The 15,711-nt window shown below is 62.8% G+C and carries 12 protein-coding genes and 1 tRNA gene; 6 read left to right on the forward strand and 7 right to left on the reverse strand.

Features of this window, described 5'->3' with window-relative positions:
- Positions 1 to 62 precede the first annotated feature (62 nt).
- The 4 genes from CDA63_RS12600 to CDA63_RS12615 all read left to right on the forward strand — a co-directional run bounded on the left by CDA63_RS12600 (position 63) and on the right by CDA63_RS12615 (position 4,381).
- Positions 63 to 683: a hypothetical protein gene (locus CDA63_RS12600; protein WP_126546851.1), complete on the forward strand. Its 621-nt coding sequence runs from the start codon at positions 63 to 65 to the stop codon at positions 681 to 683.
- Positions 684 to 759: 76 nt separating this feature from the next.
- The gene (locus tag CDA63_RS12605) at positions 760 to 1,545 is read left to right on the forward strand and encodes a hypothetical protein (RefSeq protein WP_126546852.1); all 786 of its coding nucleotides are present in this window, start codon (positions 760 to 762) and stop codon (positions 1,543 to 1,545) included.
- A gap of 364 nt (positions 1,546 to 1,909) precedes the next feature.
- Positions 1,910 to 3,775: a prolipoprotein diacylglyceryl transferase family protein gene (locus tag CDA63_RS12610; RefSeq protein ID WP_088464821.1), complete on the forward strand. Its 1,866-nt coding sequence runs from the start codon at positions 1,910 to 1,912 to the stop codon at positions 3,773 to 3,775.
- A 99-nt stretch (positions 3,776 to 3,874) separates the two neighbouring features.
- Positions 3,875 to 4,381, forward strand: coding sequence for a hypothetical protein (locus CDA63_RS12615; protein ID WP_088464822.1), 507 nt, complete (start codon positions 3,875 to 3,877; stop codon positions 4,379 to 4,381).
- Positions 4,382 to 4,780: 399 nt separating this feature from the next.
- On the opposite strand, the gene CDA63_RS12620 is transcribed toward CDA63_RS12615, so the two are convergent.
- The 5 genes from CDA63_RS12620 to CDA63_RS12640 all read right to left on the reverse strand — a co-directional run bounded on the left by CDA63_RS12620 (position 4,781) and on the right by CDA63_RS12640 (position 11,272).
- Positions 4,781 to 6,322, reverse strand: coding sequence for an aldehyde dehydrogenase family protein (locus CDA63_RS12620; RefSeq protein ID WP_088464823.1), 1,542 nt, complete (start codon positions 6,320 to 6,322; stop codon positions 4,781 to 4,783).
- A gap of 135 nt (positions 6,323 to 6,457) precedes the next feature.
- Positions 6,458 to 6,688: a DUF2905 family protein gene (locus CDA63_RS12625; RefSeq protein ID WP_088464824.1), complete on the reverse strand. Its 231-nt coding sequence runs from the start codon at positions 6,686 to 6,688 to the stop codon at positions 6,458 to 6,460.
- A gap of 142 nt (positions 6,689 to 6,830) precedes the next feature.
- A complete protein-coding gene (locus CDA63_RS12630) occupies positions 6,831 to 9,398 on the reverse strand; it encodes a type IA DNA topoisomerase (RefSeq protein ID WP_088464825.1) in 2,568 nt (855 codons plus the stop codon).
- A 302-nt stretch (positions 9,399 to 9,700) separates the two neighbouring features.
- Complete coding sequence (locus tag CDA63_RS12635) at positions 9,701 to 10,780, reverse strand: aldose epimerase family protein (protein ID WP_088464826.1); 1,080 nt, start codon at positions 10,778 to 10,780, stop codon at positions 9,701 to 9,703.
- An 84-nt stretch (positions 10,781 to 10,864) separates the two neighbouring features.
- Complete coding sequence (locus tag CDA63_RS12640; protein ID WP_165768289.1) at positions 10,865 to 11,272, reverse strand: DUF4296 domain-containing protein; 408 nt, start codon at positions 11,270 to 11,272, stop codon at positions 10,865 to 10,867.
- A 37-nt stretch (positions 11,273 to 11,309) separates the two neighbouring features.
- Here CDA63_RS12640 and CDA63_RS12645 point away from each other — a divergent pair, with 37 nt between their 5' ends.
- On the forward strand, positions 11,310 to 12,209 hold the full coding sequence (locus CDA63_RS12645) for a DUF58 domain-containing protein (protein ID WP_088464828.1): 900 nt from the start codon (positions 11,310 to 11,312) through the stop codon (positions 12,207 to 12,209).
- A 247-nt stretch (positions 12,210 to 12,456) separates the two neighbouring features.
- A complete protein-coding gene (locus CDA63_RS12650; RefSeq protein WP_088464829.1) occupies positions 12,457 to 13,302 on the forward strand; it encodes a hypothetical protein in 846 nt (281 codons plus the stop codon).
- A gap of 353 nt (positions 13,303 to 13,655) precedes the next feature.
- On the opposite strand, the gene CDA63_RS12655 is transcribed toward CDA63_RS12650, so the two are convergent.
- A tRNA-Lys gene (locus CDA63_RS12655) sits at positions 13,656 to 13,731 on the reverse strand.
- A gap of 178 nt (positions 13,732 to 13,909) precedes the next feature.
- The gene (locus CDA63_RS12660) at positions 13,910 to 15,646 is read right to left on the reverse strand and encodes a M3 family oligoendopeptidase (protein ID WP_088464850.1); all 1,737 of its coding nucleotides are present in this window, start codon (positions 15,644 to 15,646) and stop codon (positions 13,910 to 13,912) included.
- Positions 15,647 to 15,711 lie beyond the last annotated feature (65 nt).

A 15,711-nucleotide genomic window follows, 5' to 3' on the forward strand; every position in this document is an offset into this window, starting at 1 on the left:
AAGCAGGCACAGTCCTTGAGGAGCGGGGGAATTCTTTTTCCCTCCCTCCTTTTCTGCTGTATATGCATCGATTGTTACTTATCGTCCCGGCTTTGCTATCCGGCGTGGCCGCGCTGGCTCAAACTCCGGCAGCGCCGAAGTCCCCCGTTCCGCTTACCCTATTTGCGGGCCTGGGGCGGGGCATTTACACCAACGACGGCTGGCCCGGCACCTTGGCCACGGTCGGGCTCCAGCGGCCCTTCGCGGCGAACTCCCTGTTCAGCATCCAGCCCCAGATCGGCTTTTTTCAGGCCGATAAAGCGGCCCGCGACCCCGACAAGAACCCGGGCGAGCAGTACGCCGCATTTATGGTAGATGGAGCGCTGGCCGTGCGCACATCCCGTCATCCGGAGCGATTGGCGTTACGCGTGGCGCTGGGACCGGGCCTCGTGGCGGGGCGCGTCACGAATCTAACGCGCTATCCGGGCCAGTACCTTAACCGCGACGGCTCGGTCACGGTCCTGACCGCCCCCGAGTACCACACCGACCACCTGCTCAAGCCAACTGCTTACTGGGGAATAGGTATGGACATCGTGCTGGAAAACCACTTTTACCTGGCCGGGGGCATTGAGAGCCGCACTTACTCCTATTTCCCCGGCGACCTGCTCAGCGCCCACCTGCGCCTGGGCTACCAGCTGCGGTAGGCAACATAAGCATCATTGCTTAACCTGAATTGTGAGCTGCGTAATGAAGTGCGTAACGAAGGTTGACTGCTTCCGTTTGATTCCTCCCGCTATCCGTTTCCACCCAACTGCTCGTCGGTGTGGGAGCGGGTGCGTTATAGCGGGTCTGCTGGCGCTGGCGCTGCTGCCCCGCACCGGGCGGGCTCAAGCCGCAGAGCCCGCCCGCCCCGCTACCGGCCACAGCAGCCAGAACGCGCTGCTCATCAGCGGCTACGGTCTGGGCGGCCGCGTGCCCGATTACTACCGTTACCTGGGGACCGGCGTGGGCCTGGCCCGCCGCAACCGCTGGGGCTACGCCGATGCCGACTACGACTCCGATTTCACGCTGGGCCTGCGCCTGGGCATCGGCCGGCAGTTCGACGGCCGCGTTTCCGGCCCTCAAACGCTGTGGGGCCTGAATCCTTACGTAGCCGTGGACGGCCGCTTTTTTGGGGCGGCGCTGGGCGTGTGGGTAGGCCAGCTGGGCGACTTCCGGGCCGAGGGCCAGCGGCCGGGCCGCCTGATTCCGCAGTTGCGGGCCCGTGCCGGCCAGCTCACCGGCTGGTACGGCCGGCTCAGCTACGCCGATGAATTAGGGGGGCTCGGCAATCCGCTGCTGCATTTGGGGGGCGGCTACGGTGGCCTGCTGAACGGGCGGCTGCGCCTGGGCACCGGCGTGGCCGTGCCCACCCTGGCCCGCCCGGGCCAGGAAATAGGCCTGTACGCAGAGGCCGGAATCAGGACCAGCTTCGGAGAATTCGGAGCCTACGGGCAGCCACCCCTTAGGGCCGGTGCTCCTGGCCAGCTGGGCTTACAGCTGTGCTTGAGCGGCCTTGCGGAATGAGGGCCGGGCTGCATCGGCGGTAAGTTGCGGCCCGGCTTACCTTTCTAAAGTCCTTGAAAATCGACTTGCCGGTTCCTCAAACGCAATTTTTGGGGAGCCAGCGCGGTATTGAAAAGTCTGAAAAACCTATATTCTGGTTGGCAGGGCGCGAGGGCCGACAATACCTTGCCAGCGTTATTCATCCCCCTATTCTGCGTGCCAGCCCTCCCCAGGGCTACTGTTACTGAGCCATTCTTATACTTGCTATTGGGCCGCCGCCGAACACCTACACCAGGGCCGGGCGGCGGCCCATCTGTTTCTGCTTAGCGTATGCCGGCCGTTGCCGGTAGTACTCTTACCTGTTCCTGGTTTTATTGCTGCGCCCATGCTTCTATCCGCTACTGCTCCTGCCTGGACACTGGCCGTGCCGGCCGACACGCCCTTCGACTTTTATACGCTGTTCTACGTGCTGGCCTTCGCCCTCAACCTGGCGCTGCTGGTGTGGGAAGGCTGGCGGCGCGGCTATGCCCTGCGGCCCTGGCTGGTAATGCTGGCCTGCACCACGCTGGCCTTTATTCTGGGCACCAAGCTACTAGCCCTCACCGGCCCCGAGTGGCGCGGGTTGCTGCACACCGGCCACTGGCCCGATTCGGAGGCCCGCACAGTGCTGGGCGGGGCCCTGGCGGGCACCCTCACGCTACTGGCCCTGCGCCGGCCCTTCGGTTTCAGCTGGCACGTATTCGATGCCTTCACGCTACCCATGTGCGCGGCTTTGGTGGTGCAGTGCGTGGGCTGCATCCTCACGGGCTGCTGCTTCGGCGAAACAACGGCGGGCGGCTGGGGCTTCACCTACCCGCCCGATACGCTGCCCTACCTGGTGCAGGCCGTGCAGGGGCAACTACCACGCGGGGCCGCCCATTCGCTGCCGGTGCATCCTACCCAACTTTACTCGTTGCTGCTGTGCGCGGCCGTGGGTGGGGTGCTGCTGGTTACCCGGCGGCGCCCCTGGCCCGGCGGCAGCCAGCGCCTGCTCCACCTGGGCCTGCTGCTCACGGGCCGCTTCCTGATTGAGTTCTGGCGCAATCCGGCCGGCGAACAGGCGGGCAGCGCCGTGCACGTTCATGCTGGTCTGGCCCTCAAGCAGGTTCAATGGATACTGCTGCTGCTGGGGCCGGCCGTGCTGGCCCTCTGGGCCTGGCGGGTATGGCGCCGCCGCACGGCCCGCCCCGAAATCGGACCGGTGCATCAGCCCGTGGGCAACCTGCTGGCGGTGGTGGCGCTGCTGGCCGCCACGGCCTGGCTGGGGCCGGTGGCGCTGGTGCTGCCCGAAGTGTTGGTGGTGAAGACATTGCTGCTGGCGGTGCTGGTACTGGAAGGCGGGGCCCTGCTGCTGGGTGCGGCCGAGGCTGCTGCCCGGCCCGCCCGCGTGGCCCTGCCCCTGGGCCTCGCCTGCACCGTGTTCGTGCTCACCAGCCAGACGCCGGCCGCCGACACCACCAGCCACCAGGGCCGGGAGCAGTATTCCACCATCAGCGGGAGCCTGAGTGCCGGCTCGTTTGAGCGCCTCCAGAACACCGGCGGCGGGGGCGGCTGCGGGGGCGCTTCGCAGCTGCTGGCCTACCGTCACCGCTACGCTACGGGCACCCTCGATGCCTCGTTTACCAGGCTCCCCGGCCAGGATACGGATGGCGACGTGCACAAGGCCGCAGCCACCTACGGCGTTCGGCTCCACGCCGGTTCCGACCGTCAGAACCTACTGTTGCCGGACAGCATTTCCTTTGGGGCCACTTCCCCACGCACTACCGCCATCCTGGCCATCAACCCCTATATGTGCTTCGACCGAAAGTGGGTGGGCCTGGGCTATGGCCTCCTGCTGGGCAACCTGGGCTACCATCGGGTCAATTTCGGGGATGAGCAGAGCAACCTGGATTTACAAGGTGCCCTGCGCCTGGGACGCCGCGAGACGGTTTACGCGCTGGCTGAATACAACTTCCTGGGCTACGGCGCGGCCAATCCGCAGCACCGCCTAGGTATCGGTACGGGTTTCGGCGGGACGCGGTGGCACCTGCTGGGCGGGGCCGCCACCGCCAAGAATTACGAAATGCGGCCGAATCAGAGCCGGTGGTCGGGTTTTGTGGAGGCGCAGGGGCAGTTCTCAGAACGCTGGCAGGCCAGCACGTTTTTTCTGCTGGGCAACCGCTACCAACAGCAGGCCGGCCTCCGGCTGGGCTACCGGCTACCGGGTAAATAAGTGCACAGCTGCCAAGATCCCTTAAAGCCTCATTTGTGCTACCTTAGGTGCCTGCGGTGGGTTGAAATAAAGATACGCACGTCATTTTACCACAAAAAAATGAAATATCTCTATCTCCTATTGCTTCCAGTCTCTTTTCTCTTCAGCTCTTGCGAAAAGGAAACAGTTATTTGTACTGGCAACTGTTATGACCTGAACGTAAATGGCAAGGTCACGAACAGGCTGACTAACGCCAACGTCCCGGATATTCTGCTTACGCTGGAACGAGTGAAATTTACCGGATTATTCTCGAAATCAGGAATAGTTCATGAATTCAAATCAGGTAAAGATGGCACGTTCAATCTAAGGCCTAAGGTCGATACAACTATTTTTAGTGGTGGTTATTTTCTGGCCTTGAAAGTGAACGAGAATAAGGATTACCTAACTATTCCTGATCGGGGCTTCTACCGGCTGTATGATCTTTCGTCCACTTCATTTCAAAACCTAGGCATCCCAGTATATCCCAAGGCTACTTTAAAAATCAAGCTTAACAGAAAGGACGATGATGACTTTCAATACTTTCAAGTGATGTATTTTTTGAAAAAAACGCTCCATTTTTTCCTCTGAACGTCTCCTCACCTGATGACATCAGGAACTCCGAGTTAAACGTACCTACCTCGTCGGATATATACACCACCATATGGATAAAAAAAACCGCTCTTAATGGCATATCAACTGTCAAAATAGATTCTATAAGATGCACCAAAAAAGGCCCTAATACATACACAATAGATTATTAGAACAGCGGTTCTCCCTACCACCAAAAAGCCCCACCCGAAGCATGCAGCTTCCGGCGGGGCTTTTCGCTTTTAACGAGCCTGAGGTATCGGGGCCAGCGCCCGGTTTTTCCGGGGCCAGCCGGCGGTGCTACCGCTTCCGGGAAGAGGCTTCTCACGAAGCGGTAGAGATGCTTCGACTGCGGCTGCGCCTTCGCTCAGCATGACACGTTCTTTTCCAGTGCCGGGGCTAAATGTGCTCCGGCAGCAGGGTGGCATCTTCGAAGTTGCCCCGGATGGCTTTTTCGCCTTCCGTCACGGCTTCCACCAGCAGGGCCCCGCCCACGAAGGCGCCCTTCCACGACTCGCCGAGGCCGCCGAATACTTCCTCCCGGTCGCCGCGGGAACGGAGCTTGTTGAGGCCCACTTTGAAGGCGCGCACTTCCTTGGCCGTGCGAGCGGCCCACTTCGGGTCGTCGGAGGCCAGGGCGGCTACCAAGGCGCCGTTGCTGATGTTCATCTCGCCCACCAGTTCCTCCACCCGGTCCACGAGTACGATGCTGTCGATGGGGCCGAAGGGCTCCTTGAAGTAGAGCTCACTCTGACGGGGCAGGTTCACGAGGGCGCGGGGGGCGCGGTAGGCGCTTCGGTCCTGGCCGGGCAGGAACAGGCTGTCGTCGAGCTGGCCCTCGTAGATGGGCGTGGCCCCGGTTTTGAGCGCGTCGGCGTACAGGCGGTCCAGGTCTTCGGCCTGGGCGCGGTTGATGACCGGACCGAAGGCTAGGTCGGGCAGCTTATCGTCGGCCGAATCCACGAGCGTGGGGTTGCCCACTTTCAGGCCCTTGATGGTGTTCCAGTAGGTTTCCACGAATTGCGGGAACAGGCGGCGCTCCACCACGAAGCGCACGTAGGCCGTGCAGCGCTGCTTGCCGTAGTCGTAGCCCTTTTTGAGTTGCTCGGCCAGGCCGTCCCAGTCGCTGTAATCCCAGATGCCGTAGGTGTTCACGCCTTCCATTTCCAGCATGTAGCGCTTGTCGTTCTGCGCCAGCGCGTCGGCGATGTTGCGGCCGTTGTAGCGCCCGCCCACGAAGCTGAGGCAGTCCACGGCATCGTTCTTTACCAGCACGTCGCTGAGCTCCCCGCCAGAGCCACTGACCAGCGTCACGGGCAGGCCGCAGCGGCGGGCAATGGCGAAGGTCAGGCTCAGGGAAATGAAGCCGCCGTCGGTGGGCGTCTTGGCAATTACGGCGTTACCGCACAGCGCCTGCACCAGCACCGCGTGCAGCAGCACCGACATGGGGTAGTTCCAGGAGGCGATGTTGCTGATCAGCCCCAACGGCTTGCGCTGGCCCAGCATGCCCTCGATGTTGTCCACGTACCACTGCACGCCATCAATGGCGCGGTCGATGTCGGTGAAGCCCAGCTTGTAGGTTTTGCCGATTTCCCACATCAGCAGCTTGCCCACCAGCTCCACGTGGGGCTGCAGCTGGTCGAGGCAGTCCTGCACCCGGCGCTTGCGCTCGTCCAGGTCTACTTTGGCCCAGGCGGCGGCTTCGGCCTTAGCGGCTTTCACGGCCCGCAGGGCGGTGGCCTCATCCAGCATCGGCAGGCGGCCGAGCGAGCTGCCATCGATGGGCGAGATGAAGTCGCGGGGCTTGCCCGGCTCCTGCCAGCGGCCTTCCATGAGGTTAAGGAAGCCCTGGCCATCGGCCGTGAAAATTTCGGGCGCGGCGGCTTTGGTTTGAGCCAGCAGGTGGCTGAACTCGACCTGGGGAGAAACGATTTTGGCCATGAGGGAAGGAGGGGTTGGATGGCGAAAGGAAGCACCCGAAACCGCAGCTCCGGGCCGATAAGGTACGCGGTTCCGACCAGCATAAACCGGTCGGTTTACAAAAGCCGCGGGGCCATCTCTTTGTTCAGCTCGGTCCTACCCACCCAGCCGCCGCCACAACCATAGTAGCGCGCTCAGCACTACGCTCACCACCAGCATCGACACCCAGGGCACGTAGAGCCGGAAGCCCGGCCGCTCCACCCGCACGTCGCCCGGCAGCCGCCCGAACCAACCCAGCAGGCTCCCGCCGCCCAGCCACAGCAGCGCCCCGAGCAGCATCAGGCCCAGGCCAAGCAGGAAAAGGGTTTTACCGAGGTGGGGGGACATAAGAGTGTGTTTTATAAGCGTCATGCTGAGCGCAATCGAAGCATCTCTCCCACTTCGTTGCGCTGGTAGTCAAATAGCAGAATTACCACTGCGGGAGAGATGCTTCGACTGCGCTCAGCATGCCATTCTTTTTAGATCAATTTTACCCCTTATTATCAAACACAGGCTCAATCCGCCCTTCGGCGCCGATTTGCAGTACGGCCTCGTAGCGGTTGCCGGTTTTGCTGGAGATGAAGCCGCGGATGACGCCGGTTTTGCCCTTGCGCAGCAGCTGGTTCATCTGGGTGTCGGTGAGAGTTTTGCCGCCCCAGGTGAAGGGCACGCGGAACTGGCAGTCCTCGCGGAAGCGGGAGCAGCCCCAGGCGCCGTTGCCGCGCAGCATCTGGCCCAGCCGGCACACCGGGCAGGGTATCTGGCCGGGGTCCTGGGCGGTGGTGGGCTTGCTTTCGGCGGCGCGCACCAGCTCCAGGGTGCGGGCGGGCGTGAGCAGCACGGCCGCGTCGAACTTGTTGCCGTCGTCGTCCAGGAAGCCTTTCATCACCTGGGTACGACCTTTTTTGAGCAGGTCGCCGGCCTGCTTGTCGGTCAGCTTCTTGCCCTCGAACTCTGTGGGCAGCCGGAACTGGCAGCCTTCCTTCCAGCGCGAGCAACCAAACGCCGCCTTGCCCCGCAATACGTGCCCGGAGCTGCAAACCGGACAGGGGCCCAATCCTTGGTTCGTTTGTGGTGATTGGGTTTTGGTTTTTGGTGATGAAGGAGCGGCGGGGCTGGCTCCCCCTCTCCCCGAGGAGAGGGGGCCGGGGGGTGAGGTTCCGGCCACCGTGCTGATGGCCCTACCCGAGCCGTCCTGTTTCACTTCCTGCACCATTTCGCGCACCAGCTGCTTGAGCTCGCCCAGAAACTGCCCCTGGTCCAGCTCGCCACCCTCAATCTGGCGCAGCTTCTTCTCCCACTGGCCCGTGAGCTCCGCCGATTTGAGCGTGGGGTTGCGGATGAGGCCAATGAGCTCGATGCCGGTGGGCGTGGGCACGATTTTCTTCCGGTCGCGGATGATGTAGCCGCGCTTGAACAGCGTTTCGATGATGGCGGCGCGGGTGGAGGGGCGGCCGATGCCGTTTTCCTTCATGGCCAAGCGCAGCTCGTCGTCGTCGACGTTGCGGCCGGCGGTTTCCATGCCGCGCAGCAGCATGGCCTCGGTGTAGTCGCGCGGGGCCTGGGTTTGCTTGGCATCAAGGCGGGGCTGGTGGGGTCCCGATTCGTCCTTCACGAAGGCCGGCAGCACGGTGCCCACCACGTCGTCATCGTCGCTGCGACTGGTGCTGCTGCGTTTTTCGTTGCTGGCAACGGTCTGCTTCTCCGGGTCGCCGTAGACTTCGCGCCAGCCGGGACTCAGAATCTGCCGGCCCCGGACGCGGAACGTGAGCCCAGCCACATCGGCTGTTACCGTCGTGTTCGACACCTCGCAGTCGGGGTAGAACGCAGCCAGGAAGCGGCGCACAATGATGTCGTACACCCGCTGCTCGTTGCCGCCGAGGCCGCCCGCGCTGGCCCCGGTCGGGATGATGGCGTGGTGGTCGGTGACTTTATTGTTGTTGAAGACTTTGGCGCTCTTGCGGATTTTGGCCGCCAGCAGTGGGGCCGTGAGGGCCGCGTAGCCACTCAGGCCACGCAAAATACCGGCAATTTTAGGGTACTGGTCGTCGGGCAGAAACGTGGTGTCCACGCGGGGGTAGCTCACCACTTTCTTCTCGTAGAGGCCCTGCACCGTTTTCAGCGTGTCCTCGGCCGAAAGGCCCAGCTGGTTGTTGCACTGCACCTGCAACGAGGTCAGGTCGAACAGCGCGGGCGGGCTTTCCAGGGCTTTCTTGATGATGACGCTGGTGACGGTCAGCGGCTGGCCGGTCACGCGGGCCAGGGCCTCGTCAGCCTCCTGCTGGGTCACGAAGTAGCCGCGGGCCTTGAGACGGGCTTTTTCGTCGGGCTCGTCGTCGTCCTTGCCCGGTTTCACCACCGCTACGTGGCTGAACATCGTGCTCCGGTACTCGGCCCGTAGCACCCAGTAGGGCTCGGGCCGGAAGTTTTGAATTTCGTGGTAGCGGTCGACGAGCAGGGCCAACGTGGGCGTCTGCACCCGCCCGATGCTGAGCACCTGCCGCTGGCCGGGCGCGTATTTTAGCGTGAACAGCCGGGTCGCGTTCAGCCCCAGCAGCCAGTCGCCCACTGCCCGGCTTTTACCGGCCTGGTAGAGCGAGTCGAACTCGGAGCCCTCGCGCAGGTTCTGGAAACCCTGGCGGATGGCTTCCTCGGTGAGCGAGGAAATCCAGAGGCGCTTGGTGGGCTTGCGGTACTTGGCCTCCATCAGCACCCAGCGCTGAATTACCTCCCCTTCCTGGCCGGCGTCGCCGCAGTTCACCACCTCGTCGGCGGCGGCCAGCAGGCGCTTAATCACCCCAAACTGGCGCACCACCCCGTCGTCGCGCAGCATGAGCTTGATGCCGAACTGCTCGGGCAGCATGGGCAAATCGTGGATGCTCCAGCGCTTCCATTCGGGACGGTAGTCCTCGGGCTCGCGCAGCTGGCAGAAGTGCCCGAACGTCCACGTCACCTGGTAGCCGTTGCCCTCGTAGTAGCCATCCATCCGGCGGTCGGCGCCGAGCACGTGGGCAATTTCACGGGCTACGCTGGGCTTTTCGGCAATGCAAACAATCATCGCGGATTTTGCGGATTAATCGTGATTTTGCGGATTTTGGTTGGCCGCGCGGAATCAACAAAGATAGGCCGGGAAAAGGTCGCGAAGGAAGTGGGCCGAAATGCAAAGCCACCTTCGTTGGACCGAATTGCTAGGCACAAACGGCTGCAGCGGTTTGTGCCTTCCTCCGCTACTCGCTCTACTCCTCCGCCCGCTTTGCATGCGCACTCCTCACGCGCCGATCCTAGTTTGCGCCGCGCTGGCCCGGCCGCACCACTACAGGCCTACGAATCGTTGCAGCCGTAGCCGGGTACATAATGGGCCTATAACCGCACGCCGAAGTGGTATTCGGTTGTGGATTGAAAGGTTTGACCCGGTTCGAGGATGGTATTCGGAAACGTGGGCTGGTTGGGCGAATCGGGGAAGTGCTGGGTTTCGAGGCAGAGGCCAGCATGCTGAACATAGGGCTGGCCGGTGGGGCTGGTCAGCGAGCCATCGAGGAAGTTGCCAGAGTAGAATTGGATGCCGGGTTGGGTGGTCTGGACCTGCAGGGTGCGGCCCGAGCTGGGCTCGTACACGCTGGCCACCGCCCGCATTCCCGCGCCTCGTAGCACCCAGTTGTGGTCGTAGCCGCCGGGCACCTGCCCGAGGCGGGCCCCGATGGCGTGGGGCTCCCGGAAGTCGAAGGGCGTACCGGCCACTGGGCGCAGCTCGCCGGTGGGCAGTTGGTCGGGCCCTACCACGGTGTAGGCATCGGCGGCCAGCTGCAGCTCGTGGCCCAGCACGTCGGGGGCTCGGCCCGCGCTTAGGTTGAAGTAAGAGTGGTTGGTGAGGTTGAGCGGCGTGGCTTGGTCGGTGGTGGCGGTATACTCGATGCGCAGGGTGTTATCGGCCGTGAGCATGTACACTACCCTCACGTCCAGAGTGCCGGGGTAGCCTTCTTCGCCGTCCGGGCTCTGGTAGCGCAGCGTCAGCGTTGGGCCGGCGGGCGAAACGCCGGGCTCGGCCTGCCACATCACTTTATCGAAGCCCCGCAGGCCGCCGTGCAGGGCGTTGCCATGGTCGTTGGTGGCCAGCTCGTAGCGCCGGCCGCCGAGCCGAAACTGCCCGCCCCCGATGCGGTTGGCGTAGCGCCCGATCAGGGCTCCGAAGTATGGCCCGGCGGCGCGGAAGGCCGGGCTCTGGTACCCAGCCAGGCTCTCAAACCCCAGCACCACATTGCCCAACTCGCCCTGCCGGTCGGGGGCCAGCAGTTCGGTTATGGTGCCGCCATAGTCGCTGATGCGCACCAGCAGCCCCTGGGCGTTGGCCAGCGTGTAAAGCTGCGCCGTTTCGCCGTTGGCAGTCTGGCCGAAAGCAGTGGCCGATGGGGAGCCAGCAGGTTTGGCGGAAGGATACGACATCAGCAAAGGAAAACAGGTAGTTCCGATTCGGCCCTGCCACGGCCAGGGCTAGTAGCAGCAACGGCCCAGGCAAGGCCGCGAAAGTTACCGCGGCGGCCCGGGCGCGGGTGCGTCGCCGGGCTGCTGGCGGCGGGCCTCTCGCAATGCCAGGCTATCGATAACGGTGGCGTAGATGGCATCCAAGTCCTGGTCGTGAGTGGCGTAATAGCGGTAGCTCTGCTGAAACGTGGAGTCGGTGACTTCGTAGCGCCAGTAGAGCTTCTTTTGCTCCTGCCGGAACAGGGCCCGGGTCGAGTCGGGGGTCAGGCCGGCCCCGTCGGCGCGGGCTTCCAGCGTGTGCAGGTCTACCAGTAGGCGCACCATCTGGTTAGCAGGCACGAGTTGCGGGGGCGCGGGCATGTCATCGGCCTTCTGGCAGGCGCTCAGGGCCAGCACGGGGCCCAGCAGCAGGGCCCTCAGGCCGGGAAGCAGGCGGCAGGAATTTCGTTTCACGGCAGCAAAGTTAGCCCGATGCCGTAGTTTAGACGCCATGAAGCCCGCCGATTCTCCTTTCCAGCAACTCGTGCGCCGCCTGCGGCAGATGGAAATTCGCATTCTCAAGGCCATCGACGCCCAATTGCAGGGCGACTTTCACTCCGTATTTAAAGGCACGGGACTGGAATTCGACGATGTGCGCCTCTACCAATACGGCGACGAGGTACGGGCCATCGACTGGGCCGTATCGAGCAAAGGCCACGGCACGTTCGTTAAAACCTACAAGGAAGAACGCGAGCAGCAGGTGCTGCTATTGCTCGACGTAAGCGCTTCCCAGCAGGTAGGCGCGGCCGGCAACCGCAAGCTCGATGTGGGCCGCGAAATCTGCGGGGTGCTGGCCCTGGCTGCCGCCCGCCAGAGTGCTCAGCTCGGGATGCTGGCTTTTTCCGATCAAAAGGAACTCTACCTGCCCCCCGGCAAGGGCAACCACCACGCCTACTCCCTCATCAAGCGCCTCTTCGAACTCACGCCCCGCAGCCGCCAAACAGGAGTGGCGGCCGGCATCAAGCAGGCGCTGGGGCTGCTGCGGCGGCGTACGCTGGTGCTGCTGATTTCCGATTTCATTGACGCCGATTACGAGCGCGAGCTGACGATGCTGGCCCGCAAGCACGACCTGGTGGTACTTCAGCTGCTCGACCAGCGGGAGCAGGAGTTTCCGCCCCTGGGCATCATTCCGCTCCACGACCAGGAGTCGGACCGCACAGTGTGGGTCAACACGTCGTCGGCCGCGTTCCGGGCCCGCTACCGCGCTACCTACGAGCAGAACCGCGAGCAAATCGGCCAGATCTGCCGCCGCCACCGCACCGAGTACCTATCCATCAGCACCGCCACCGACTTCGTTCCCCAGTTGGTGAACCTGTTTCGGCGGCGCAACCAGCGCGGCGGCCGTGGATAAGGGCCTGGATTGGAAAAGCTGGCTGGGGTGGCGCCGGGCCCAGCCGTTTATCCCACCCCCGTCCCCTCCCCTCCGGGAGTGCGGTGCTAGACGCGAGTTCGAGGATTTACTGAACGCACCCCTCTCCCGGAGGGGAGGAGACGGGCATGAGGTGCACGGCTGGGCTAAACGCGCCATCTGCTGCCTGGTAGTAGCAGCAATAAGTTTAACCGCTACCCTGTCCCTGCTGGCGCAAGCGCCCGCCGATATGCCACCCCAAGGCCATTTCCGGCAACCCACGCTGCGGGTGGGCGAAATCGTGGAGTTCGAGTTGAGCTCCCGGCACGCCCCCGGCCAGGAACTGATTTTTCCCGATTCGGCGGCCAACTTCGCGCCCTTCGAGTACGTGGGCCGCCGCTACTACCCTACCCGCACCCGCCAGGGCCGCAGCTTCGACCGAGCCGTGTACCAATTGCGCACCTTCCAGCTCGATTCGGTGCAGACGCTAAGCCTGCCCGTAACCGTGCTGCGTGGCCGCGACACGCTGCTGCTACCCACTACAACGGCCCAGGTGCGGCTAATACGCACGGCTCCGTTGGGCGCGGCGCGAGGTTCCGAGCCGCCGGCACTACGCCAGAACCTGGAGCTGCGGCCCACGCCGGCCCGCTTCAATTACCCGTACTGGCTGGCCGCGCTGGCCGCGCTGCTGCTTACAGTGGGCGCACTGGTGCTAGGCTTTCGGCGGCGCCTGCGCCAGCGCTACCGCCGCTACCGCCGCCGGAAAAATCACGCCTATTTTCTGGCTCAGTACGCCCGCCATGTCGAGCGGTTCACGCTTTCCCGCTCGCTTACTAACATGGAGCGGGCTATCACGCTTTGGAAGAACTACCTCTCCACGCTCGAAGACCACAACATCACCAGCCTGACCACCCGCGAAATCGTGGCCCGCTACGAGCACGATGCCGACGTGCGCCTAGCTCTGCAACTGGCCGACCGGGTTATCTACGGCAACCTGTTCTCCGAAGACGACACCGAAACCGACCTGGCCTTCGACCTACTCCGCACCTTTGCCGAACGGCGCTACGCCACTCAGGGCGAATTGGGAGAAGTTTGAGAGGGAAGCATCGCACCACTGCCGCATAAACCGGCCGTCTACTGCAACGCGCTTTGCACCTACACTACCCGGAACCAAGGCGAGTACTGCACGCTGCCAGCAATGGCTCATTCGGCGCGTTTTTACCGTAAACATTGCCCTCAGACTGACTCCGTTGGTCTGGCATCGTTCAAAAACGAGGCGCAAAGTGGCGCTCCTACCGGCTGAACACTCCGCCTATGGAATTGCTGTATGGCAAGGACACTGGAGGCTTAAAGCAAGTTTCAGTGCTCATCGGGAAGCAGATTTCGGGTATGGCATCCGCAGCCCCACAAAACAAAAAAGGCCTCACTACGCAGCGTAGTGAGGCCTTTTGGTGATCCCGCTGGGATTCGAACCCAGGACCCATACATTAAAAGTGTATTGCTCTACCAGCTGAGCTACAGAATCAATTCCCGACCATTGGCTGAATGCTTTTCGGAAGGGAGTGCAAAAGTAGCGGGGCATTCCGAACTGTGCAAGGTCTGCCCAGCATTTTTATGCATACCAGCCTTTTTTCACAGGTAATCAGCTGATTATCACAGGGAATATTTTCGCTGCCCGACGCTTTGCCTCCCCGCTTGCGACTCTATAACTTGGCCATTTCGGCTTGCACAAAGTCGGCGAGGGTACGCAGATACTCGGTGCTGAAGTCGAAGCGGATGCCGGCGGCGGCGTAAATCTCGCCGATGGGCGCAGTATAGCCCAGCGCTAGCGCCCGTTGGTAGCTTGCGAGGGCCTCCTGCGGGTTCTGGCGGTATTTGCGCCACACGGCAATGGCGCCGAGTTGGGCCATTGCATATTCAATGTAGTAAAAGGGTACTTCGTAGAGGTGGAGCTGCTTTTGCCAGAGGTAAGGCTTGATATTCTCCAGCCCCTGCCAGTCTACAGTACGCTGGTTGAACTCATCGAACAGCTCGACCCAGCGGGTATGGCGCTCCTGCTCAGTGTGGGTCGGGTTCTCGTACACCCAATGCTGAAATTTATCGATGGTAGCCACCCAGGGGAAGGTTTCGAGGACGCTTTCGAGATGGGTGCGCTTGGCCCGGCGCAGCTCGTCGGGGTCAGTGAAGAACACGTCCCAGTGGTCGAGGCTGAGCAGCTCCATGCTCATGGAGGCTAGCTCGGCTACTTCGGAGGGTGGGTGCTTGTCGGCGCTCAGGGGCAGGCGACGCGTAAGGAAGCTGTGCACGGCGTGGCCGCCTTCATGGAGCATGGTCACTACATCGCGCAGCGAAGACGTGGCGTTCATGAAGATGAAGGGTACGCCAGTTTCGTCGAGCGGGTAGTTGTAGCCGCCGGGAGCCTTGCCCTTGCGGCTTTCCAGGTCGAGGTTGCCCATCTGGCCCATCGTGCGCAGGCACTGGCCCAGGAACGGGTCGAGGCGGTCGAAAACAACCGTTGTCTTCTCCAGCAATTCTGCGCCCGTGGCAAATGGCCGCAATGGCGCCTGGCCCGACACGTCCACGTCGAGGTCCCAGGGGCGCAGCTCGGGCAGGTTCAGGTCTTGGCGGCGGGCCAGGTCAAGGTCGTCGATGAGCGGCACTACGGTTTCGCGGATGGCCCGGTGGAAGTTAAGCGTGTCCTGGGGCGAGTAGTCGAAACGGCCCAGGGCGGCGAACATGTAGTCGCGGAAGTTGGCAAAGCCTGCATTCAGGGCCACTTGGTGGCGAAGGCCGATAAGGCGGGAATACAGCTCATCAAGCGCCTTCGAGTCCTGCATGCGGCGAGCCTGCACGGCCCGCCAAGCGGTTTCGCGCACAGCCCGGTCGGGGCTTTTGAGGCGGTCGGCGGCCCGGGGCAACGTCAGCTCCTCGCCGTCGAGCGTTACGGTCATGGCCCCGGCCAGGGCAGCATATTGCTGCTGCTGGGTACTGATTTCGGTTTTGAGCGGGATGTTTTCGGGCCGGAATATTTCCAGTGCCTGCCGCACCGACCGGACAAACACCCGGTAGCGGCCCTCATCAAGACCCGTGAGAAATTCCGAGCCGATCATCTTCTCGTTCAGGGCGTGGTCGTAGGGGGCCACGTTGGGCTCGATTTCGTTCACGAAGTACTGGAACGCCTCGGTGCGGCCGCCATCCTGGGTGTCACAGGTCATGCGAATGTAGCGCCAGGCTAGGTCCTCGCTCAGAGCCGCTTCCAGCTCCGAGCGGTTGAGCAGCCAGCGCTCCAGCTCCGGAGCCGAAGTAATTTCCCGGTCGCGCAGCTCCATGAAGTAAGGCTCGATGGTGGCCCAGTCGGTGACGGTAAAGGCCTCGGGCAAGTAGTGGCGCGGGGGGCGTTGGGTATCGGTAGCCAGGTCGGCAGTAGGAGCAGAATGCATCATAATCGAAGAGAGAAAAAGGCTGCCGCAATAACAGGCCGCCAACAAGATAGTACCGCGAAATG

This window comes from Hymenobacter amundsenii (genome assembly GCF_002204745.1).
Taxonomy (GTDB): domain Bacteria; phylum Bacteroidota; class Bacteroidia; order Cytophagales; family Hymenobacteraceae; genus Hymenobacter; species Hymenobacter amundsenii.